This window comes from Sanguibacter sp. TS_SC_8, from assembly GCF_055361235.1.
Window position 1 is genome coordinate 2,779,704 of the sequence record NZ_CM143955.1, and the last position, 21,801, is coordinate 2,801,504.

A 21,801-nucleotide genomic window follows, 5' to 3' on the forward strand; every position below is an offset into this window, starting at 1 on the left:
ACCGACCTGACGTGCCCCTACCCGACCTCGCCGTCGAGGTAGCTCCAGCGACCCTCGTCCCGCACGAAGCGGCTGGTCTCGCTCTGGGAGCCGCGCTCGCCGTCGTGGACGAAGTGGGCGCGGAAGGCCACGGTGCCGGTCGCGTCGTCGGGCCCGCCGAGGGTGCGGGACAGGATCCGCAGGCGGGTCCAGGTGGTGCCCGGGTCGAGCTCGAGGTCCACCGGTCGGGTCGAGGGGTGCCAGGTCGCCGAGAGGTAGTCGATGAGCCCGAGCGCGAAGGCACTGAACCGCGAGCGCATGAGCGCCTCAGCGGTCGGGGCTGACGGGCCCGAGCGCCCATGCCCCTCGTGGACGACGCCGCAGCAGGCGGCGTAGGGCAGCCCGGATCCACAGGGGCAGTCGGGAGCTGGCAGAGCTGTCGGAGCAGAGCGCGTCGTCACCTCCTCATTCTGCGCCAAGAGCCGTGGATAATGGACACCTCCCAGCGAGAGGCAGGACCATGCGCGCCACGGTGAAGGATGTCGCCCTGCGCGCTGGGGTCTCACCCAAGACGGTCTCGAACGTCATCAACGGTGGCATCTTCGTGCGCCCGGAGACCCGCGCGCGGGTCGAGACGGCCCTCGCAGAGCTTGCCTACGTGCCCAACCTCAGCGCCCGAGCCCTGCGCAACGGGCGTTCCGGGGTCATCGCCCTGGCCCTGCCCGACCTGGCGACGGCGTACTCCGCCGAGATCGCCCACCACTTCGTCGAGGTCGCTCATGAGCAGGGCTGGGCGGTGCAGATCGAGGAGACCGGCTCGGAGAGCAACCGCGAGTGGAACCTGCTCTCGCGGGCCCGCGCGCACCTGGTCGACGGTCTCATCCTCAACCCGGTGGTCCTGGCCGACAGCGCGATCGCCGACTCCGGCCCGCTTCCCCCGGTCGTGCTCATCGGTGAGGTCGAGCAGGACCGGGTGGACCAGGTGTGGGTCGACTCGGTCGCCGCCGCCCGCGACATGACGGCGCACCTGCTCAGCCTCGGTCACCGCCGGATCGCGGTGGTCGGCTCCCCGGACACCCTGGGCCGAGCCACCGCCCGGCTGCGCCTGGCGGGGTATCACGCGGGGCTTGCCGACGCCGGCATCGAGCCCGACCCCGACCTCGAGATCGGCTGCGACAACTGGTCTCCCGACGGCGCCGCCGTCGTGGTGCGCAGCTACCTCGACTCCCACCCGCTCCCGGACGCCTTCTTCTGCTTCACGGACTCGATGGCGGTCGCGACGCTCGGCGTGCTGTGGTCCTTGGGGTATGCCGTGCCCCACGACGCGGTCGTGGCCGGGTTCGACGACATCGCCGACGGCCGGCACACGGTTCCGCCGCTGACCACGGTCTCCTTCGACAAGCGCGCCTTCGCCGAGCGGGCGCTGCAGATGCTCGTCGAGCGGATGAACGATCCCGACGCGCCAGTGCGCCGCGCGACCATCGCGCACACGATCCTCGTGCGGGCGAGCACCGGCGGCTAGACCGGTGGGACCCGCGGGGTGGTGCGCCGCTCGTCGACCTTGTTGCGGAGGAAGACCATCGGCAGGAGGAAGGTCGCCAGTGCGGTCACGAGCCAGACGATGAGCGTCGCGAGGATCCAGGTCTGCACCCCGGAGATCTCCAGCCCGTCGCTGACCAGCGAGGCGATGAGGAGTGCGACGTACGTCGAGAGCAGGCCGATGCCGCCCAGGAACGCTGGGGCGTTGCGTGCCGTCATCTTCGCGATGAACGGGGACAGCACGCTCTGCGCGACGGCGAAGACCAGCACGGCGACCGTGAACCCGGTTGCGTTCACCGTGACGTCGTCCAGCACCCATGAGGCGACAAGCAGCCCGAGGGCCGCTGAGACGAGGAAGATCACTGCCCGGATGAGAAAGAGCACCATGTCTCCGATACTAGACCTCACCCGGGCAATAGCCACTGGACGGGACAGGCCTGCTAGACCTTCTTCACCACGGAGGACTTGAGCTGCATCGGTCCCACGCCGTCGACCTTGCAGTCGATGTCGTGGTCGCCCACGCCGTCGACCAGGCGGATGTTGCGGACCTTCATGCCCACCTTGATGACGGTCGAGCTGCCCTTGATCTTGAGGTCCTTGATCACGGTGACGGTGTCACCGTCGGCGAGGACGTTGCCGACCGCGTCCTTGATCACCCGCCCGGTAGACCCCTCGTCGGTGTCCTCGACCGCACCGGCGGCCCACTCGTGCGCGCACTCGGGGCACACGAGGAGGGCGCCCATCTCGTAGGTGTACTCACTCGAGCACTGCGGGCACGGGGGCAACGAGGTCTGGGCGTCAGTCACCCCGGACATGCTAGTCGAGGGCGCACCGGCTCAGGTGGGACCACCGGCGCCAGCACCTGGGTTGTTCACCCCATGGTCGGCGCACCGCGAGCGGGGCTATCGTGACGACGTCCCTCGGCCGATGGGCACCCTCGGAAGGACACCCTCGTGACCACACCCCGCCTCCCCTTCGCGGTCGTCGCTGCCGCCTGCCTGGTGCTCGCGACCGCCTGCGCGCCGGCCACCCCGTCCCCGGAGGAGAGCGAGGCCGCGTCGGCGATGACGGGGACGCTCACCTTCTCCAACGGGTCCCTCCCACCCCCCGGGCACTACGAGCTCGAGCTCGAGCTCACCGCGGAGACGTACACGCTGACCTGGTCCGGCTATGACGACGAGGTGGGGAGTGCCACCGGCGTCCCGATCGACGTGCCCGGCGCCGTGGCGATCCTCGACGAGGCGGGGCTGCTCGCCGGCGACGACGACACCGGCGACTGTGTGGGTGGGAGCACCGCGGACATCGACATCGAGGTCGACGAGGAGAGGATCAGCTCCTCGGCGGGGACCTGCGGCGGCGAGGGTGGTGCGGGCGACGTCCGCGACGCGATCGAGGCCGTCACCGGGGCGGACGCCGTCTCTGACGCTGTCGCCCAGGTGAAGAAGGCGACCTCCTAGCCGGGAGGCTCGAGGAGCAGACCGACCCGCTCCTCGACGTAGGCACCGAGCTCGCGGGACGCACCGTCGCCCAGGGCGGCGTTCCACCGCACCCGGACGGACCCGTCCGGTCCGAGGAGAACCAGCCCGTGCCCGTGCACCGGCCCGGGTGGCACGAGGGCGGACAGGTCGATGACCTTCCACCCGTGGTTGACCGTCTCCCCCGGCGCGAACTTCCCCCGCAGCGCAGCCGCGCGCAGGTCGCGGCGGTCCTCGGCCGACCGGGACTGGTGGTTGCGCACCCCCGCCTCACCGGCCCGCACGATCGCCCCGGTCGCGTAGAGGGTCCCGTCTCGTCCGAGCAGGAGCGCCCCGAGCCGCCAGGCCCGGGCCACCGGTCGCAGCACCGCGGGGCGGGTCAGCCCCCAGACCTTGCGCGGTTCGACGTACTCCGCGAGCGCCTCGTCCCGGGCGCCCGCTGCGGCCAGGGTGCGGGCCGCCCGGTCGAGCGTGGCCTGGACCCGGGCGAGGGAATCCCCGGCGGGGCGGTCGGGGCGGGTCTCGTGAGTGCTCACCGGACCATCATCGCGCGTCAGTCCAGCGCGTCGTGGACCGGGACGAGCGCGGCGTCGAGCATCTCGGGCAACGACGTCCTCGTCGCTCCCGCGCGCGACCACGCCGCGACCGCGGCGACGAGCGCCCCGGCGTAGGCGGTCCCCGCGACGTCGGCCCGCAGCGGATCCACCCCGCGGGCGACCGCGAAGCGCGCCAGGACCACCGCGACGTCGCTCACGCGGAGGGCGGCCGCGCGCCGGAGCTCGTCGGTGAGCCCCATCGGCTCGGCGTGGAGGAAGGCGAGCGCGACGTTGCCGGGCGCGAGCGCAGTCGCGACCGCCCGCAGGGCGCCGCGGACGGTGGCTCCGACGTCTGGATCGTCGCCCTCGTGATCAGCGAGCAGCTCCTCGAGCCCGGCCACGCCCGCGTCGAAGCCCGACCACAGCAGATCGCTCTTCGCGCCGACATAGTTGAAGAAGGTGGCACGACTCACACCCGCCCGGGCTGTGATGTCTGCCACCGACGTGGCGGAGTATCCGCGTTCGAGGAAGAGCTCACCCGCCGCTTCTTCAAGCATGGCGCGGGACGAGGCGGGTGGGCGCCCCACGGAGCGACGTGACGGGGGCTGGTGGCTCATGACCTGATCGTAGACAGCACCTCACGTGTTCGACCTATTGTGAGACCCAGTCCAACAACCCTCACACGAACCTGGAGCATCATGCTTGCCGTCCGACGCGCCACCACCCGGCGCCGAGCCGCTGTCGCGCTGCTCATCCCCGTCGCCCTCGTCCTTGCCTCCTGCGCGAGCGACACCACCGCGGCGTCAGGCACACCCCAGGACGGTGGCACGCTCGTCTACGCGACCGGGGACGCCGAACCCAGCTGCCTCGACCCGCACGTCGGCGGCAACTACCCGCAGGCTCTGCTCAGCACCCACGTGCTCGAGCCCCTCGTGGGACGCGACGCGGACGGTGAGATCCTGCCGTGGCTCGCGACCGGCTGGACGGTCAGCGAGGATGCTCTCACCTGGGACTTCACCCTCGCCGAGGGCATCACCTTCACCGACGGGACCCCCTTCGACGCCGAGGCCGTGAAGGCGAACGTCGCCCACCTGCAGGATCCGGCGACCGGCTCCTCGACCGGCTTCCTCGCGCTCGCGAAGGTCGCCGACGTCGAGGTGGTCGACGCGACCCACGCGCGCTTCCACCTGAGCGCGCCGGACTCGGCCCTGCTCGAGTCGCTCAGCCAGCAGTGGACAGCGATCCAGTCGCCGGCGGGCATCGCTCGGGGCACGGATGCCAACTGCGCCGCTCCGGTGGGCACCGGACCGTTCGTCGTGGAGAGCTGGACCCCTCAGCAGCAGGTGGACCTCGTCCGCAACGACAGCTACACGACCGCGGCGCCCGGCGCCGAGCACACCGGCCCCGCCCACCTGGACCGGATCGTCTGGCGTTTTGTCCCCGACGCCGCGACGCGCTCCGCCGCGCTCCAGTCCGGTGAGGTGCACGTCATCGACAACCCCCAGCCCGACGCCGTCGCGGCCGCGCAGGCCGGCGGCGACGTCACCGACATCGACGCGCCGCGCCCCGGCTCGGTCAACCGGATCGAGCTCAACTCCGGCCAGGCGCCCTTCGACGACGCCCGGGTCCGCGAGGCCTTCATCCGCGCAGCCGACGTCGACCCCGGCATCGAGACCCTCTACGCCGGCACGGTGACCCGCTCCTACTCCCCGCTCTCCAGCAGCGAGCCGCTCGCCACCTCCGACGACTCCCTCTTCGCCGCGGACGCCGACGCAGCGAACACCCTCCTCGACGCGGCCGGCTGGACCGGGCGCGACGACGAGGGCTACCGCACCAAGGACGGGGCGCGCCTCATGCTGCGCTTCCCGGTGAGCACCAACCAGTCCGTCGCCGCGGAGCAGTCGCTCTTCGAGCAGATCCAGGCGAACGCGCGCGGCGTCGGCTTCGAGGTGGTCATCACCCCGCTCGACCTGAGCGGCTGGTACGGCGCCCTCGCCGCGAACGAGTACGAGATCGTCAGCGCCCCCTACACCAAGGTCGGCCCGGACGTGCTGCGCATCCTCTACCACTCCAGCGGCATCACGCCCGCCCCGAGCGGGTACTTCGCCAACCACGCCCAGCTCGCCGACCCGGCCCTGGACGACGTCCTCGACCGCGCAGCCGCCACGACCGACCAGACCGAGCGCGCCGCGCTCTACGCGAGCGCCCAGCAGAGCGTCCTGGACGGTTTCTACGTGCTGCCGCTCTACGACCAGCAGAACCACTTCCTGGTCCGCGGCGCGAGCGGGATCCGGACCCTGCACACGGTCTCGACGCCGACCTTCCTCGACACCCGTCTGAGCTGAGCGTGCTGCGCTGGGCGCTGGGACGGGTCGGGGCCGCAGCCCTGGTCGCCTGGGTCGTCACGACCGTCGTCTTCTTCGCCCTGCGCGCCTCCGGCGGCGACCCGACCGAGGCGATCCTCGGCGGGCCCGGCTCCCAGGCCGGGCCCGACGCCGTCGCCCAGGCCCGGGCCGACTACGGCCTGGACGCACCGCTGATCGTGCAGTACCTCGTCCAGATGCGACGGATCGTCACGTTCCAGCTCGGCGACTCCTATGCCCGCAAGGCACCGGTCGCCGACCTCGTCGGAGCCCAGCTCGCCTCGACCACGCTCCTGGCGGTGTGCGCCCTCGCCCTCGCCTGGGCCATCGCCCTGACCGCTGCGACCCTCGCGACCCGCCGCCGCGGCGCCCTGGGCCGCGCCGCGGGCGCCGTGGTGCAGGCCGGTGAGGTGGTCGCCACCGTCGTGCCGCACTTCTGGCTCGGCGCGGTGCTCATCCTCGTCTTCTCCGCCACGCTCGGCTGGTTCCCGGCCACCAGCGTCGGCGCCGCGCCGGCCTCTCTCGTGCTGCCCGTCGTCACCCTCGCCGTCCCCACCGCGGGGTTCCTCGGTCAGGTCCTGCGCGACGGCCTGGACGAGGCCGCGGCCGCACCCTTCGCGACGACGGCCCGCGCCCGGGGCGCCTCCGAGACGCGCATCCTGTGGCGGCACTCCCTGCGGCACGCCGCCCTGCCGGCGATCTCCCTGTCCGGGTGGGCCTTCGGGTCCCTGCTCAGCGGCGCGGTCGTCGTGGAGTCGCTGTTCGGGCGCCCAGGACTGGGCCGGCTGCTGCTCGACGCGACCAACGCCCGCGACGTGCCGGTCGTCGTCGCCGTCGTCCTCGTCGTCGCCCTCGCCTATACCCTCGTCATGACGATCGCCGACGGCGTGGAACGCCTCGTCGACCCGCGCCCGCGCGGGCGATCGACGCGCGGAGAGGCGGTGATCGTATGACCACGTCCACGACCTCCGCCCGCCGCGCACGCCTGCGGTCGCTCGGCGTCGCCGGGGCCCTCGCCCTCGTGGCGGTCGGCCTCATGGTCGCCGCGGCCGTGTGGCCGGGCCTGCTCGCCCCCGGTGACCCGGACGCGATCGACCCCCGTGCCGCGTTCGCGGCCCCCGGCCCCGGGCACTGGTTCGGGACCGACGAGTCCGGCCGCGACGTGCTCACCCGCGTGGTCCACGGCACGCGCCAGTCCCTCGGGATCGGCGCGGCGGCGACGGCCATCGGTGTCGGGCTCGGCCTGGTCATCGGGCTGCTGGCGGGCCTCGGGCCGCGCCCTCTCGACGCCGCGCTGAGCCGCGTCGTCGAGGTGCTCTTCGCCCTGCCCTCGCTCGTGCTCGCCCTGCTGCTCGTGGCGGTCATGGGCAAGGGCGTGACGCCCACCCTCCTCGCGGTCGGCCTGGCGACCGCTCCGGGGTACGCGCGGATCCTGCGCTCGCAGGTCCGCGCGGTGGCGGGCAGCGCCTACGTCGAGGCCGCACGCCTCGAGGGCCAGCCCGCAGCCGGCGTCTTCCTTCGGCACATCGCCCCGAACACGCTGTGGCCGCTGGTCGCGGTGGCGACCCTCGGCGTCGGGCAGGCGATCGTGTGGGTCTCGGCGCTGAGCTTCCTCGGCCTCGGCGCGCTCCCCCCGTCACCGGAGTGGGGCGCGATGGTCAACGGCGGCCGCGTCTACCTGGTCCGGGCCTGGTGGCTGACTCTCGCCCCGGGCCTGGCGATCACCCTCACGGCCGCGGCGCTCACCGTCCTCGGCCGGCGGCTCGGACGGCTGGCCCCCGCATGACCGCGCCCACGCCGTCACTCGAGATCCGCGGCCTGCGGGTGTCCTTCGCCGGGGTCGGGGAGGTGCTGCGCGGCCTCGACCTGACCGTCGCGCCCGGGGAGTGCGTCGCCGTCGTCGGTGAGTCCGGCTCGGGGAAGTCGGTCCTCGTGCGGTCCGTGCTCGGTCTCGCCTCCGAGGGCGGGGCGACCGCTCGGGTGAGCGCCGACCGCTTCACCGTGGGGGGCACGGACGTGCGCCGGCTCTCCGATCGTGGCTGGCGGGCGCTGCGGGGTGCGGGCGCCGGCCTCGTGCTGCAGGACGCGCTCGCCTCACTCGACCCGCTGCGCACGGTGGGCGCCGAGGTCGGGGAGACCCTCGCGCTCCGCAAGGTGCCACGCGCGCAGCGCCGCGAACGTGTGCTGGGTGCCCTGGTGGCCGCGGGCCTGGACTCCCCCGAGCTGCGCTACGCCCAGCGCCCGGGCCAGCTCTCCGGCGGCATGCGCCAGCGCGCCCTCCTCGCCTCCGCGCTCGTCGCCGCGCCGCCCCTGCTCGTCCTGGACGAGCCGACGACGGCCCTCGACGCGACCGTCTCCGCGCGCGTCCTGGACACCTTGGCCACGCTGCGCGACGGCGGTACGGCGTTGCTGCTGATCAGCCACGACCTCGCGGCCGTCGCCCGGATCGCCGACCGCGTGGTCGTGCTCGAGGCCGGGGTGATCATCGAGCACGGACCCACCGCGCAGGTGCTCACCGCGCCCACCCACCCCACCACCCGGCGCCTCGCCGCGGCCGTGCCGCGTGGGTCCAAGTCCGGACCCGCTCCGACCTTCGGTCCCGTGGTGCTGTCCGCGAGCGGGCTCTCGCGCACCTTCCCCACCCCGGGCGGCGGCCACGTCCGGGCGGTCGACGGCGTCGACCTCGACCTGCGCCGCGGGGAGGCGCTCGGCCTGGTCGGGGAGTCCGGCTCGGGCAAGACGACGCTCGCCCGCCTGCTGCTCGCCGCCGACCTGCCCGACGCCGGAGCTGTCACCCTCGACGGGGAGCCGTGGAGCGGCGGCGGTGCGCGGGGCCGCGCGGGCCGCCGCCACCGGGTTCAGCTCGTCCCGCAGGACCCTCTCGGGTCCTTCGACCCCCGGTACAGCGCCGGACAGATCCTGCGCGAGGCGCTGGCCCGCGGCCGGTCGGCCGCGAGCCCAGACGATCTGCTCGACGCCGTGCACCTGCCGCGCGCGACGCTCGGCCGCCGTCCCCGCTCCCTGTCCGGTGGTCAGCGACAACGGCTCGCGATCGCGCGGGCGCTGGCCCTGGAACCCGACGTGCTCGTGTGCGACGAACCGGTCTCCGCCCTCGACGTCACGGTGCAGAGCGAGATCCTCGACCTGCTCACCGGGCTGCAGCGGGACCGAGGACTGTCGATGGTCTTCGTCTCCCACGACCTCGCGGTCGTGCGACGGGTCTGCGACACGGTGCTGGTCATGCGGGACGGTCGGGTCGTCGAGCGCGGGCCGGTCGAGGACGTGTTCGCCGACCCGCAGGACCCGTTCACCCGGGAGCTGCTCACGGCGGCGTCCGGGGCGACGTCGCCGAACGCGTGAGAGGACGTCCTCAGCCGACAAGCCGAAGGGTCGGCTCACCGCCGAGGTCGGCGACCTCGAGCAGGACACGGTCGCCCACGAGCGTGGGTTCCGAGGACCAGCCTTCTGTCCGCACCACCGCGCGACGCTCACCGCTCACGGCGTCGAGCACCTCGACGACGACCGTACGGGGGTCCTCCGGGGCGAACCACTCGTGGAGCAGCAGCGGTCGGTGATAGCGGCTCACCACGACCACCCCGCTGCTCACCTGCACCGCCCTGATGTCGGTACCCGGGACGCCGGCTTCCCACCAGTGCGTCTCGTCGACCGGGTCGCGCCCGACCAGCCCATCGCGGCTCAGCTGCACGTCGATCGCGGCGCCGAGGACCTCGACCGGGGCAGGGTCCTCAAACCCGTACGGGAAGATCACCGGGCCGAAGGTGGTCGGCTCCTCGCGCACCGTGCCGTCCCGCAGGTCGAGGACGAGGGTGCCTCCGTCGTCGGCGGTCACACCCCAGTACGCGTCGCCCGCCCGGGATCCGACCGGCGAGAGGTCGGAGTCTGGTGCGTTCCACAGTGCGCACGGGTACCCGCTCGTCCACTGCGAGCCGGCCGCCCGTACGAGCTCGACCGAGCACTCGTCACCCAGGCGGAACACCAGCACCGCATCACCCAGCAGCACCGGGTAGAGGTCCGGGCCCCGCAGGACCTGCAGGGCCTGCCCGGTGTCCGCGTCGTAGACCTCGACCTGGTCGTCCTCGCCCTGCACCGTGAACAGCGAGGTCTCGATGCGCCTCGCGATGGAGGTCTGCTCACCGTTCCTCACGGTCCATCCCGGCGCCCAGACCCCCGTGACGTCCCAGAGGTCAGCACCGTCCGCGAGGTCGATCCCGGTCCAGGTGCAGGTCGCCGGCACCTCCGTCTCGACGCAGAGCCGTTGCACGACGACGTCCTCGGTCGCCGCGACCAGCCGACCTTCCGAGACCAGCGGCCTGGACCAGGCTCGTTCACCGTCCGTGCCGCCGTCGATGGCGACGAGCTCGCCGTCGAGCCGCGCGAGCAGCCGCCCATCCGTGAGGGGCCAGAGCGCAGCGAGGTCGGGGAGGTCGGCCTGCCAGACCAGCGTGCCGGTGTCGTCGACCGCCAGGACGGTGTCGTGCTGCGCCAGCAAGGCGACGTCGCCGACGGACGCCACGTAGTCCGGGTACGACTCGACGTGGGCGGAGACCGGGACCCCCACGTCGCGGTACGCGAGGCGCACTCCGAGCCAAGGACCGCCGATCCCGAGCACCACCACGACCACCGCAGCGGCCGCAGCCCAGTACCGGTGGCCGCGCAGCGCGACCAGGACACCCACCACGGTCAGCACCAGGCCGGCGAGATACACCGCGGTCATGCTCATCCGCCAGGCCACCACGACCACGACGAGTGCCAGTGCGAGGACCCACCACCGGCGGATGACCGCCCGAACGGATCGTCCCCCCGGGCGGGCCTTCTCCGTTCCCTGCTGCGTCAGCGCGTCCACCCCGAGATCGTAGGCTCTCAGACGAGCTGGAGCGTCGTCAGGCAGGTGGCACTGTCGGCATCCGTGCTGATCGGGGCCTCGACCGACCGGCCGTCGTGGGTGACCGTGAGGCTCCCGGTGATGTCCCGCGGCAGCCACAGACCGACGAAGCCGTTGGCGTAGGTGACCGTCTGCTCATCGAGGATCGTCTCTCCGGTCGCGTCGTCGGTCACCGTGATGTGCACGTCCGCCTCGACCAGCTCACCCTGGCAGGTCGTCAGGGAGTGGAAGAAGCAGTCGTGAGTCTGGTCGATGTACGGCGCGATCGAGACGTAGAAGCTGTCGGTCGGCATGGCGAGCGTCGTCTCGTGCCCGTCGGCGGTCAGCACGAGCTCGTGGGTGCGGATCGAGGCCATGAGAGCAGCAGGACGCTCGGTCCCGCGGTCCAGGTGCTCGATCGCCTCACGCGCGTCCATGCCGTCGAGACCGAAGTCTGCGAGCAGAGCGGTGTCGTCCTGGACGGTCGTCGAGGACTCAGGCGCCGGGGACGCGCCGTCGGGCGTGGAGCACGCCGCGAGCGGGAGGATCACGGCGACGGCGAGGGCGAGGAGTCGGGTCTTCATGGCCCCCATTCTGCCCGCTGGCGGGCGCGGGGGCAGGGATCAAGGTCCCATTTTCACGGGTTTCCCCGTGGTTATTGTCGACAGATCATCGACCCTTCTCCGAGAGGCCACACCATGACCGACCCAATCCTCGACGTCCGCTCCGAGGTGCCCGCCCGCCGCCACGAGCTCATCCTGTCCACCTACCACTCCCTCGCTGCCGGCGCGGGCTACATCCTCGTCAACGATCACGACCCGAAGCCGCTGTACTACCAGTTCGCGGCGGAGTACCCCGACCAGTTCACCTGGGACTACCAGGCCGAGGGACCCGTGGAGTGGCGCGTCCGCATCGGGCGTCCCTGACCGATCGCGCGGCTCGCGCCCTATGCTCGATCCCATGACCACACCCGGGGTCCCGCCCGAGCCCTTCGTCGTCGCAGACGCGGCTGCATGGCGGGCGTGGCTCGACGCGCACGAGCAGGACCCGGCCGGTGTGTGGCTCGTGCTCGCCAAGAAGGGCGCGCACGCGCCGACGACGCTCACCTACGCCCAAGCTCTCGACGAGGCCCTGTGCTCAGGGTGGATCGACGGGCAGAAGCGGGCGCACGACGACGCCACGTTCCTGCAACGCTTCACGCCCCGGCGCCCGCGGTCGATCTGGTCGGCGCGCAACGTCGCGCACGTGGCCCGGCTCGAGGCCGACGGACGCATGCGGGCACGCGGGCGCGCCGAGGTGGCCGCGGCGCAGGCCGACGGCCGGTGGGAACGCGCTTATGCCGGGTCGGCGACCATCCAGGTCCCCGACGACCTCATCCAGGCGCTGGCTGGCTCCCCGGCCGCGGCCGCAGCCTTCGCCGGGCTCGACGCGACCAACCGGTATACGGTCCTGCACCGCATCGTCACGGCACCCAACGACGCAACCCGGCAGCGCCGCCTGGCCACGCTCGTCGCGATGCTCGCAGCGGGAGATGTGCCCTACCCGCGGTGAGCCTACGATCGACAAGGTACGCACCCGTCGCGATCACCCGGGAGATGCCCATGTCAGGTCGTTTTGTCTACTGGATGAACGTCTCCCTCGACCTGAAGATTGAGCACGCCGTCGACGAGCAGGGCGGCGGGAGCTGGATGCGCATCGGTGAGCAGCTCCACCGCGAGTTCAACGCGAGAGCCCGCGCCATGACGCTCGACGTCTCGGGTCGCAAGATCTACGAGACGATGGAGGAGTACTGGCCGGCGGCCCGCACCGACGAGAGCCAGCCCGACTACATGCGGGAGTATGGCGAGATCTGGATGTCGACGCCGAAGATCCTCGTGTCCCGCACCCGCACAACCGCCGAGCACGCCGTCCGGATCATCGGCGGCGACGACGCGATCGACGAGCTCGCGAAGGTCCGGGCCGAGGGGGACGGCGACATCGGGGTCGGCGGCGCCACCCTGGCGACGCAGCTGCTGCGAGCGGGGCTGCTCGACGAGCTCCTCCTCTTCACCCATCCCGTCGTCCTGGGATCCGGTCGGCCGCTCTTCGACGACCCGATCGACCCGGTCGAGCTCGACCTCATCGAGCAGCGGTCCTTCGAGCGCGGCGTGACGATGCATCGCTACGCGGTCCTCGGGGCACGCCGATAGCAGCTCAGCCCTCGACCTTGACCGCGCCCCTGCGCAGGACGATGACGAGTCCCACGACGCCGACGACGATCGCGACATACTGGAAGAGCGCGAGGGCCGCGAATGTGCTCGTGTCTCCGGTCGATGCATCGGCGGTGAATGTCGCGAAGTCCCAGAACGCATGGAGGAGGATGCAGACGACAAGCGTCCCGGTGACTCGGCGGATCACGTAGAGCACGCTCCCGATCAGGAACGCGAACACCATCTGCAGGGCCGTGTCGGTGAGCGACTGACCGTAGAGCACATTGATCGAGTGCAGAGCTCCGAAGAGCAACGAGGTGAAGAACCACACTCCGACCTCGCCTGTGCTGCCACGCAGCGCGACGACACCGATACCGCGGGCGGCGATCTCTTCGCCGAAGCCGACGAACAGCGTGCCGAGTGCCAGTGTGAGCAAGAACTGCGCCTCGATGCCGTCGAACCCTCTGCTCAGGAGCGTGCCGAGTGACGTGAGGAAGACTGCGATCGGGAGGATGAGCAGCCATCGCGGACCGGTCGGGGTGTCGCGGAGTACCGGGTGCCACCATCTGAGGTAGGTCGTCGTCGCTGCGACAAAGACCGCTGCAGCACCGACGGGGACGACGATTCCGCGCACGACGGTCTCTGTCGTCGTCCCGACAGTCTCGTAGTCGGCTCCGGTGAGCGTCCAGAACACAGCCATGATCGCGGCATAGACGACGATGACGACGACAGCTATCGACGCTCTGGGTGTGACTCTCATCGTGACTCCTCAACCAGGGCATGATCGATTCAGTGGAGCAGCGCGTCCGCCCACCAGTCCGGCGGTGCATGCGGTGCGGACATGGGCGGTCCGGATATCTCCGTCGGTCCCAGGACCGGCCACGGTGCAGGGTGGACGACAGCCTGACGAACCACGAGCGCGTGCTCGGTGAGGTTGAAGACCGTCAGGTCCTGGGCGATCGTGACCGGCCCCTCGTACTGGGCCCGCATCTCGCGGTAGGCCGCCCCGACGGTGTCATGATCGACGGCGAGGTGCCACATGACCGACATCCTGGCGCCCACGAGGGAGAACACTCTCCCGGCCATCGTCGGGCTGGTGTGCACGCCGTTGACGACCTGCTCGGCGAAGGCCAACGGGACTCCGGCCTTCTTCGCGAACACCGGGGCTGACGGGAACGTCTCGTGGATGAGCAGGTCCGCACCGGCGCTGGCGTCGACCAGCGTGCGGCACGGGCGCGTGTCTCCCGAGAACACGACACTGAGTCCCGCGTAGTCAAGGCGGTACCCGACCGATCCACTCTGCATGTGGATCACGGGGAAGGAGCCGATCGTGACCCCATGGCGTTGGTAGATCATCGAGGTGGCGTCGTGGGGGACCTCGGTCGCGATCGCTCGGGCGCCTGACTGCCCCGGATGGCCGCAGAGCGACTCCATGTCCCACTTGTGGGCGGCCTGGAGATGCTCAAGATAGGCGCCTGTACCGAGGGACTCGACGGCCCCGCTCGGTCCCCACACCTCGACCGGGTCACGACGGCCAGCCTTGGCCATGGAGTACAGCAGGGTCGGCATGTCGCCGACGTGGTCGGCGTGCAGGTGCGTGAGGAACACCTTGGTGGTGGCCGTCACGGGCAGACCCAGCCCGGTGAAGTTCTTCAGCGCCCCCGAACCAAGGTCGAAGAAGAAGAAGTCTCTCTCCTCGTTGCCTACCTCGACGAGGACCGATGCCGCGGCCTGGGACGGCCGCACGAACGGGTCCCCGCTGCCCAGGATCGTGACCCGGATCTCATCCGCCTCGAGGTCTTCGGTCCCCGGCACGAATCGAGCCGGGTAGGGCCGGCTCGGCGCACCGACGACGGGCGTGGTGGTCAGCGGCTCGCCGCCCACCTCGAAAGCGAGCGGTGTCCGCTCGGTGATCTCGTCAGTCATGGCTGCACACCTCTCCCGCGCGGACGGCCGCTCCCGCTCTGTCGACCACCTCCATGGTCGTCCGCCAGCTTCCACCGGTCCTCACCCACCACGGATGAGACGACTGCGGCCACCGCCGCGCAGCACGCGCGACGACACGGGAACCGGGCCTCAGTCACTGCATCTCAGGGCACGACAAGCGTGAAGGTGCTGCTCAGCTGGTCCCCGGTCGCGAAGACCCGGGGCAGGCCACTGTCAGGGTCGACGCCGAGGTGCCCGCCGCTCGTGCTCAGCGCAACCTGATCGGCGTTGTCCAGCGACGTCACCTCGAACTCCTGAGCAGGGTCGGCACCGTCACAGACGGCCAGCGAGACGTCCGCTTCGGCCGCAAGAGCCAGGCAGGACGGGACTCCGTCCGTGAGCGCCACGGTGACCAGTTGATAGGTCTCACCGCCCGGCGCGACCGGGGAGAACATCCACAGAGCGGGGACATCGGACGCGGCTGGGTCCTCCACGGTCACGACGCCCCCCTCGACCGACGGAGCGAGGAACGTGTCCATGTACGTGCGGATCTCCACCTCCTGGCCACCATCGAGGAGCGATCCCCCCTCAGTGGGGGTGTCGGTCGGAGGCTCTGAGTCGGGTTGTTCCGCGGGCACCTCCGGCGTGGTGGTCGATGGGAGGGTTGCGCCGGCTGGGGCGTCCGAGTCGGACGAGCATCCGGTGACGACCATGCCGAGCACAGCGACGGACAGGGCAGCGCGACAGGAGGTTTTCATCGCCTGAGTAGACCACAACCCTCCACAGACGGACCGCTCAGGGGTTGGTCGCCTCGCCCGGGAGCTGGGCGAGGGAGACGCGCCGGACCCGCCGCCCCTCCACAGCGCTCACCCTCAGCCGGTACCCGGGGACGTCGATCGTGTCACCGACCACGGCGAGGCGCTTGAGCCGCGAGATGACATACCCCGCCACGGTCTCGTACGGTCCGTCGTCGAGGCGGATACCGCTCTGGACCTCGAAGGCCTCGATCGTCAGGCCTGCGTCATAGTCCCCACCGGTCAGTGGTTCACCGTCCAGGTCGTACTCGTCGCGGATGTCTCCGACGAGTTCCTCGATGAGATCCTCGAGCGTGATGATGCCGTCCGTTCCCCCGTACTCGTCGACGACGATCGCGAGGTGGACTCCCTCACGGCGCATGAGCGAGAGCGACGGCAGGAGCTGGTTGGAGCCGGGGAGCTCGAGCACGGTCCGGGTCACGTCGCGCACCGTGCGGTGCCCGCCTGCTGCGGCGTCGAGCAGGTCACGCACGTGCAGGAACCCGATGACGTCGTCGAAGTCCTCGCCGGTGACCGGGTAGCGGGAGTAGGGCTGGGCGCGCACGATCGCTGCCGCCTCGGTGAGGGGGAGGTCGGCGGCCAGAAAGACGACCTCGCCGCGGGGGCGCATGGTCTCCACGACCGTCCGCTTCGCCGCGGAGAACACGTCGGTGAGGATCTCGCGCTCGTCCTGGGGCAGTGCCTCGTGCATGATGATGAGATCGAGCAGCTCTTCTTCGGTCATCTCCTGGCCGCGCGCGGTCGGGTTGCCGCCCAGCAGGCGCACCACGACGTCGGTGGACCGCGAGAGCAGCCAGATCACGGGCCGCATCGCGGTCGCGAACCGGTCGAGCGGCAGCCCCACGACGAAGGCGACCTGCGCGGACCGCTGGAGCGCGATGCGCTTGGGCACCAGCTCGCCCAGCACCAGCGACAGGTACGAGATGACCAGGGTCATGAGGACGAGCGAGGTCGTCGGCGCCAGGCCGGACGGCAGGCCGAGGGACTCGAGCGTCGGGACGAAGTCGGGCGCCAGCGTCGAGGCGCCGTACGCCGCCGACAGGAACCCTGCCACCGTGACCCCGATCTGGACCGCGGCGAGGAACCGGTTCGGGTCGCGGGCCACGCCCGCGACCCTCGCCCCCCGGCGCCCGCGCTCGGCGAGCTGGTTGATCTGGGACTCGCGCAACGAGACCAGGGCGAACTCCGTCCCGGCGAACACTCCCCCGATCATGACGAACACGAGCACGAGCACGACGTTGAACCAGGTACCTGAGTCCACGATGCACCCCCTCCGCTGTCGAACGGGTGATGAGGGGCAGCATCAGGCCTGCCCCTCACCACGTGTCAGGTCGGCGCCATCGCCGGCGGGAAGAGCCGGGCCATGACGTCGGCGAGTGTGACGACACCGGTGATGGTGCCGCCGCTGATGATCACCGCGAGGTGGTTGCGCGTCTCACGCATCTGGGCGAGAGCCGCGAAGACGGGAACAGAGGGCTCAAGCGTGAACGGTTCTCGCATGAGGTCGGCCGCCGGCCGGTCCTTGTCCACGTTGAGCGTGTCCCGCACGTGCACGACGCCGGCGACGGCGTCGTGGTCACCGACGAGGATCCGCAGGTGCCCCGATGCGCGGGTGGCGTTCTGGACGTCCTCGACGCTGGCATCCAGGGGCACCTTGGTCGGCGTCGCACTCACCGTGATCAGGTCGCCCACGGTCAGCGTCTGCAGGTCCAGGGCACCGGAGAGCTGTGCGTAGTAGGACGGGTCGAGGGCGCCGACGTTGGCCGAGTGCTCGACCAGGTGGCGCAGGTCATCGGCGCTCTGCCCAGAGTTGATCTGCCCGGTGGGTTCGACCCCGACCTTGATCAGGCACCAGTTCGCCATGTTGTTGAGCGCGGTCAGCAGCGGGCGGGTCGCCCACATGAAGGCCCGCATCGGGATGGCGAGCAGGGTGGCCGACGTCTCGGGGTGGGCGATGGCCCAGGACTTGGGTGCCATCTCGCCCACGACGAGGTGCAGGAAGGTCACGATGATGAGGGCGAGAGCAAATCCGGTGATGTCCGCGGCGAGCGCGGGCACTCCCCACGACTCGAAGGCGGGGGTGAGCCAGTGGTGGACCGCAGGCTTGGTGATGGCACCGAGTGCGAGGGTGCACGCGGTGATGCCGAGCTGAGATCCTGCCAGCAGCACGGTCAGCTCGGTCGAGCTGCGCAGCGCGGCGCGCGCCGAGCGGCTGTTGGGGGCGGCATCCTCCAGCCGGTGCCGCTTGGCGGCGAGGAGTGCGAACTCGATCGCGACGAAGAACGCGCTCAGTGCGATGAGGGCGACGGTGATGGCGACGATGACCCAGGGGTTGCTCATCAGTTCTCCTCGGTGGTCTGGGCGGCGCTCTGGTCCGCGCTCTGGTCCGTCAGGTGTCGCAGCGGGGCCGGGTAGGTGACGCGAACCAGGGACGGGACATGGCGCTCGATCTCGATCACGTCGACCCGCATCCAGGCTGCCGCGGGGTCCATCGCCAGTGCGAGGTCGGCGGGGTCGAGGGGCAGCTCGACGTCGATGTGCTCCCCGGGGTCGAGCAGCGACCCGTGGTGGTCGATGACGAGGCCGGCGATCGTCTCGTAGTCCCCGCGTGGCAGGTCACGGCCGATCGCGCGCTCGACCTCGTCGACGTGGGTGTCACCGGCCATCACCCAGATGCCGTCGTCGCTGCGTGGGGCGACGGTCGGCGTGGCGGGGTCGTGCTCGTCGGTGATCTCCCCGACGAGCTCCTCGGCCAGGTCCTCGGCGGTCAGCACACCGGCGAACCCGCCGTACTCGTCGATCACGCACACCAGCTGGTTGCGGGTGTCGGCCAGCTCACGCAGGGCATCGGGCAGGCTCATCGCGGTCGGGACGACGACGACCGGCCGCATGAAGGCGCGGGCCGGGACCTCGTCGCCGAGGGCGATGGTCAGCACGTCGACGATGTGGACGACTCCGGCCACCTGGTCGTCGGCGTCGAGCACCGGGTACCGGGAGTGACCCACCGCCATGAGAGCCCGCACCTGGGCGAGGGTGTCGTCCACATGCACGACGTCCACGCGGGCCCGCGGGATCATCGCGTGCTCGACATCACGGTCGGGGAAGTCCAGGATGCGGTCCAGGAGGACGGAGAGCTCGGCGGGAAGGTCACCGCTCTGTCGCGAGTCCGCCACGATGTGCTCGAGGTCCCTCGCCGTTGCCGAATGCTCGACGTCGTGGACCGGCTCGATCTTGAGAGCCCGTAGCAAGAGGTTCGACGCCTGGTCGAAGATCCGGATGAGCCACCCGAACACCGCCAGGTACAGCGTCGTCGACCGGGCCAGCCACAGCGCGACCGGCTCGGGTCGGGCGATCGCAAGGTTCTTGGGGAACAGCTCACCGAAGATCATCTGGACGAAGGTGGAGAACACCAATGCCAGGACGGTGCCCACCGCGATCCCCACACCGGTCGGAACTCCCACTCCGCCCAGGGCCGTTCCCAGGGACTCGCCCACCAGGGGCTCCGCGACGTAGCCCACCAGCAGCCCGGTCACGGTGATGCCCAGCTGGGCTCCCGAGAGCATGAAGGATGTGCGCTTGGTCACTGCCAGGGCGCGTTTGGCCCCCGCGTCTCCTGCTTTCGCGCGTGCGCTCAGCCGGGACCGGTCCACGGCCATGTATGCGAACTCCTGGGCGACGAAGTAGCCCGTGACAGCCGTGATCGCCGCGATCACGACGATGCCGAGCAGCAAGGTCAACACCCACATCAGAACCTGCCCCCCATCGTCACGGCGTCATTCGTCGGGGCGAGGGGGCTCGTACTGAGTATGTCCATGTCTCTCTCATTGTTGTCGGAGTCGAACCGTACAACGAAGACTCTGCCTCCCGCGTTCCAGAGTGCAGGGTCGAAGGGCAGGGCTCCCTGATCTCAGGCGCCGTCAGACCGGCTCCGGCGGTGCGCCTCAACCCACTCCTGGGCATCGCCACGGGCACGGTCGGTGGCCGCGCCGACCCGCTCGGTCCCCCGGTACACGTTCTCCGGGCCGATCACGTCGGTGATGCCGGCGACGGCGATCTGGGCGTCGATCGTGCTGGTGGTGGACACCAGGACGAGCTTGCTCCCGACCTCGGCCAGGGACGCGGCATACCGGTGCAGCACGTCCATGAACGTGGTCCCGAGGTCGCTGCGGCCGCGCAGTCGCACGATCACCACCGAGTTGCCCGACGCGGCCGTGACCGCGGGCAGGTGATCCTCGAAGACCGGCGCCGCGGCGAAGAACAGGCTCCCGTAGGGCTGCAGGACGACGACCTCATCGCCGGGCAGCTCGGCAGGAGGATCCGACTCGATCAGGTGCCCCTCGGGGTCGTACTGACGGCGCCTGATCGTGATCTGGTTGGACTGTCGCACCACGTGCAGGATCACCGACACCCCGACGCCGACCAGCACCGCGTACTGCAGCGGGACGACCATCGTCAGCGCGAACGTCACCAGCAGCACAGCCTTCTGCACGGTGCCGGTCTTCCACACCGATTGCAGGTCCAACGGTTTGATGGTGCGGTAGCCGATGAGCATCAGCAGCCCGGCCAGAGCGGGCATCGCGACGCTCCCGACCAGCGTCCCGAAGGCGAGAATCACCACGGCCATGACTCCCCCGGCGATCACGAGGGCCAGGCGTGAGCGGGCCCCGGCCGCCTTGTTCAGGGACGTCGCCGAGAGGGACCCGCCCACGGGCATCCCCTGCAGAGCCCCGGCCGCCACGTTCGCGGCCCCTTGCCCGACGAAGTCGCGCGACGCGTCGGAGTAGGTCCCGTCGGGGTTGGGGAAGTTCGCCGAGATGCTCGCCCCCTGCACCAGCCCCACGAAGGCGAGCGACAGTGCCGGGACCAGCAGGGCAGGGATCAGTGCGAGCGACGGAGCGACAGGGTGCGGGAGGGACTCGGGGACCACCCCGAGATCTTTCAGGGTCGCGACGTCGGTCAGTCCCGCTGCTGCCACCCCGGCCGAGGTGAGCACGACCGCGACCACCAGCCCCAGCGAACCCAGCCTCGTGCGCTCGAGCGCGACGATCAGCACGATCGTGAGGGCGCCCACCACGACGGTCGCCAGCTGCAGCAGCCCCGGGTGCAGGAGCGTGTCGACGGCCCGCACGACCCGGTTCGAGCCGTCTGCGTCGTACCCGGTGAAGTTGGCCAGCTGCCCGAGGATGATGTTCACCCCGACCGCGTTGATGAACCCGACCATGACGGCATTCGACACGAACCGCAGGACCGATCCCAGATGCAGCAGCCCGGCGATCAGCATGACGACCCCGGTGAGCATCGACAGCGTGAACAGCGCACCCGCGGGGTCGCTCGCGTTCTGCACCGCTGGCACGTCCGCGACCACCATCGCCATGGCGCCGGTTCCCTGGATGGCCATGAAGGACGAGCTGGTGACCAGGGCTCCGGTGATGGTGCCGACCAGGTACGCGTTCAGCCCGTACAACGGGTTGACCCCGGCCAGCAGTCCGGTGGCCAGGCCGTCAGGGACGCTCTGGACGCCGAGGACCAGGCCGGCGACGGCGTCGTGGCGTACCGTCCCACGTCTCACCGAGAATTGACGTGCCACTGCTCACCCCCGAACGCCGTCGCACCTCGTCCATCCGGAGTGGGTCTGCGACGACTCCAACGCTACCGCCATATTCCGTTTCGGGCAGATTGGGGCCTTCGCCCGCGGCGGAGCCATCGGCCCGGTTCAGCTGTGGTCGGGATCCATCAGCTGCTCCAGCTGGGTGAGCGCGTCCAGCCCACCGGACTGGTAGCTCGCCCAGTCGCGACCGGCCCGGCCCGCAGAACCGACCTGCGCCAGCCAGCGGGCACGGATGTCGCGCAGCACGGCGGCGATCTCGTCGTCGGGACCGCCCCCTGCGCGCCGCACGGCCCGCCGGACCTCGGCGAGCGCAGACGCTGCTCCCTCGTGGTATTTCGCCGCAGGCACTGACGTCCCAGCGCGGGAGATGGCGCACGAGGACTGACCGTCCAGGGCGGCGGCGAGACGCTCGAGCGCGGCACTCTCACGCATCCGGAGGGACTCGAGAACGCTCTCCAGGGCGGTGGTGGGACTGCACATGGGTGGCTC

Annotated in this window: 24 protein-coding genes; 9 read left to right on the plus strand and 15 right to left on the minus strand. The window is 70.9% G+C overall.

The window, feature by feature from the left end:
• Positions 1–17: 17 nt before the first annotated feature.
• Complete coding sequence (locus tag ACWA15_RS12605) at positions 18–440, minus strand: YchJ family protein (RefSeq protein ID WP_464055661.1); 423 nt, start codon at positions 438–440, stop codon at positions 18–20.
• Between the two features lie 59 nt (positions 441–499).
• On the opposite strand from ACWA15_RS12605, the gene ACWA15_RS12610 reads away from it, so the two are divergent.
• Positions 500–1,501 carry a LacI family DNA-binding transcriptional regulator gene (locus ACWA15_RS12610; RefSeq protein ID WP_464055662.1) on the plus strand — a complete coding sequence of 334 codons (1,002 nt, stop codon included), beginning with the start codon at positions 500–502 and terminating at the stop codon, positions 1,499–1,501.
• Here the strand turns inward: ACWA15_RS12610 and ACWA15_RS12615 are convergent.
• A complete protein-coding gene (locus ACWA15_RS12615; protein ID WP_464055663.1) occupies positions 1,498–1,905 on the minus strand; it encodes a hypothetical protein in 408 nt (135 codons plus the stop codon). The two genes, ACWA15_RS12610 and ACWA15_RS12615, sit on opposite strands and share 4 nt — an antisense overlap.
• Before the next feature lie 53 nt (positions 1,906–1,958).
• Positions 1,959–2,333 (minus strand): zinc ribbon domain-containing protein YjdM, encoded by a 375-nt coding sequence (locus ACWA15_RS12620; protein WP_464055664.1) that lies wholly within the window; start codon positions 2,331–2,333, stop codon positions 1,959–1,961.
• Positions 2,334–2,471: 138 nt separating this feature from the next.
• Here ACWA15_RS12620 and ACWA15_RS12625 point away from each other — a divergent pair, with 138 nt between their 5' ends.
• Positions 2,472–2,975 carry a hypothetical protein gene (locus ACWA15_RS12625; protein WP_464055665.1) on the plus strand — a complete coding sequence of 168 codons (504 nt, stop codon included), beginning with the start codon at positions 2,472–2,474 and terminating at the stop codon, positions 2,973–2,975.
• On the opposite strand, the gene ACWA15_RS12630 is transcribed toward ACWA15_RS12625, so the two are convergent.
• Both ACWA15_RS12630 and ACWA15_RS12635 read right to left on the minus strand, forming a co-directional pair.
• Positions 2,972–3,529 carry a hypothetical protein gene (locus tag ACWA15_RS12630; protein WP_464055666.1) on the minus strand — a complete coding sequence of 186 codons (558 nt, stop codon included), beginning with the start codon at positions 3,527–3,529 and terminating at the stop codon, positions 2,972–2,974. The genes ACWA15_RS12625 and ACWA15_RS12630 overlap by 4 nt on opposite strands.
• 17 nt (positions 3,530–3,546) lie before the next feature.
• Positions 3,547–4,146: a TetR/AcrR family transcriptional regulator gene (locus ACWA15_RS12635; RefSeq protein ID WP_464055667.1), complete on the minus strand. Its 600-nt coding sequence runs from the start codon at positions 4,144–4,146 to the stop codon at positions 3,547–3,549.
• An 81-nt stretch (positions 4,147–4,227) separates the two neighbouring features.
• On the opposite strand from ACWA15_RS12635, the gene ACWA15_RS12640 reads away from it, so the two are divergent.
• The 4 genes from ACWA15_RS12640 to ACWA15_RS12655 are packed head-to-tail and all read left to right on the plus strand — an operon-like array spanning position 4,228 to position 9,252.
• Complete coding sequence (locus ACWA15_RS12640; RefSeq protein WP_464055668.1) at positions 4,228–5,874, plus strand: ABC transporter substrate-binding protein; 1,647 nt, start codon at positions 4,228–4,230, stop codon at positions 5,872–5,874.
• 2 nt (positions 5,875–5,876) lie between these two features.
• On the plus strand, positions 5,877–6,845 hold the full coding sequence (locus ACWA15_RS12645) for an ABC transporter permease (RefSeq protein WP_464055670.1): 969 nt from the start codon (positions 5,877–5,879) through the stop codon (positions 6,843–6,845).
• A complete protein-coding gene (locus ACWA15_RS12650) occupies positions 6,842–7,678 on the plus strand; it encodes an ABC transporter permease (protein ID WP_464055671.1) in 837 nt (278 codons plus the stop codon). Before ACWA15_RS12645 ends, ACWA15_RS12650 begins: the two co-directional genes overlap by 4 nt.
• Positions 7,675–9,252: an ATP-binding cassette domain-containing protein gene (locus ACWA15_RS12655; RefSeq protein WP_464055672.1), complete on the plus strand. Its 1,578-nt coding sequence runs from the start codon at positions 7,675–7,677 to the stop codon at positions 9,250–9,252. The genes ACWA15_RS12650 and ACWA15_RS12655 overlap by 4 nt, the downstream gene beginning before the upstream one ends.
• Positions 9,253–9,262: 10 nt before the next feature.
• On the opposite strand, the gene ACWA15_RS12660 is transcribed toward ACWA15_RS12655, so the two are convergent.
• Positions 9,263–10,756: a PQQ-binding-like beta-propeller repeat protein gene (locus ACWA15_RS12660; RefSeq protein ID WP_464055673.1), complete on the minus strand. Its 1,494-nt coding sequence runs from the start codon at positions 10,754–10,756 to the stop codon at positions 9,263–9,265.
• A 17-nt stretch (positions 10,757–10,773) separates the two neighbouring features.
• On the minus strand, positions 10,774–11,358 hold the full coding sequence (locus tag ACWA15_RS12665; RefSeq protein ID WP_464055674.1) for a CueP family metal-binding protein: 585 nt from the start codon (positions 11,356–11,358) through the stop codon (positions 10,774–10,776).
• Between the two features lie 114 nt (positions 11,359–11,472).
• On the opposite strand from ACWA15_RS12665, the gene ACWA15_RS12670 reads away from it, so the two are divergent.
• From ACWA15_RS12670 to ACWA15_RS12680, 3 genes are read left to right on the plus strand one after another with little or no spacing between them, the layout of a single operon-like run.
• On the plus strand, positions 11,473–11,700 hold the full coding sequence (locus tag ACWA15_RS12670) for a DUF2249 domain-containing protein (RefSeq protein WP_464055675.1): 228 nt from the start codon (positions 11,473–11,475) through the stop codon (positions 11,698–11,700).
• A gap of 34 nt (positions 11,701–11,734) precedes the next feature.
• A complete protein-coding gene (locus tag ACWA15_RS12675; protein WP_464055676.1) occupies positions 11,735–12,325 on the plus strand; it encodes a YdeI/OmpD-associated family protein in 591 nt (196 codons plus the stop codon).
• 50 nt (positions 12,326–12,375) lie between these two features.
• The gene (locus tag ACWA15_RS12680; RefSeq protein ID WP_464055677.1) at positions 12,376–12,963 is read left to right on the plus strand and encodes a dihydrofolate reductase family protein; all 588 of its coding nucleotides are present in this window, start codon (positions 12,376–12,378) and stop codon (positions 12,961–12,963) included.
• Positions 12,964–12,967: 4 nt separating this feature from the next.
• Here ACWA15_RS12680 and ACWA15_RS12685 read toward each other — a convergent pair whose 3' ends face one another.
• The 8 genes from ACWA15_RS12685 to ACWA15_RS12720 form a co-directional block, all read right to left on the minus strand.
• Positions 12,968–13,723, minus strand: a complete 756-nt coding sequence (locus tag ACWA15_RS12685) for a CPBP family intramembrane glutamic endopeptidase (protein ID WP_464055679.1) — start codon at positions 13,721–13,723, stop codon at positions 12,968–12,970.
• Between the two features lie 29 nt (positions 13,724–13,752).
• Entirely contained in the window at positions 13,753–14,889 is a 1,137-nt protein-coding gene (gntH, locus tag ACWA15_RS12690) for a guanitoxin biosynthesis MBL fold metallo-hydrolase GntH (protein ID WP_464055680.1), read from the minus strand.
• Between the two features lie 164 nt (positions 14,890–15,053).
• Positions 15,054–15,647 carry a hypothetical protein gene (locus ACWA15_RS12695; protein WP_464055681.1) on the minus strand — a complete coding sequence of 198 codons (594 nt, stop codon included), beginning with the start codon at positions 15,645–15,647 and terminating at the stop codon, positions 15,054–15,056.
• Positions 15,648–15,684: 37 nt separating this feature from the next.
• Positions 15,685–16,965, minus strand: a complete 1,281-nt coding sequence (locus tag ACWA15_RS12700; RefSeq protein WP_464055683.1) for a hemolysin family protein — start codon at positions 16,963–16,965, stop codon at positions 15,685–15,687.
• Between the two features lie 65 nt (positions 16,966–17,030).
• A complete protein-coding gene (locus ACWA15_RS12705; protein ID WP_464055684.1) occupies positions 17,031–18,044 on the minus strand; it encodes a hemolysin family protein in 1,014 nt (337 codons plus the stop codon).
• Complete coding sequence (locus tag ACWA15_RS12710; RefSeq protein ID WP_464055686.1) at positions 18,044–19,450, minus strand: hemolysin family protein; 1,407 nt, start codon at positions 19,448–19,450, stop codon at positions 18,044–18,046. Before ACWA15_RS12710 ends, ACWA15_RS12705 begins: the two co-directional genes overlap by 1 nt.
• Before the next feature lie 161 nt (positions 19,451–19,611).
• Complete coding sequence (locus tag ACWA15_RS12715; RefSeq protein ID WP_464055688.1) at positions 19,612–21,273, minus strand: SulP family inorganic anion transporter; 1,662 nt, start codon at positions 21,271–21,273, stop codon at positions 19,612–19,614.
• 144 nt (positions 21,274–21,417) lie between these two features.
• Positions 21,418–21,792 carry a hypothetical protein gene (locus ACWA15_RS12720; protein ID WP_464055690.1) on the minus strand — a complete coding sequence of 125 codons (375 nt, stop codon included), beginning with the start codon at positions 21,790–21,792 and terminating at the stop codon, positions 21,418–21,420.
• Between the last annotated feature and the right edge of the window lie 9 nt (positions 21,793–21,801).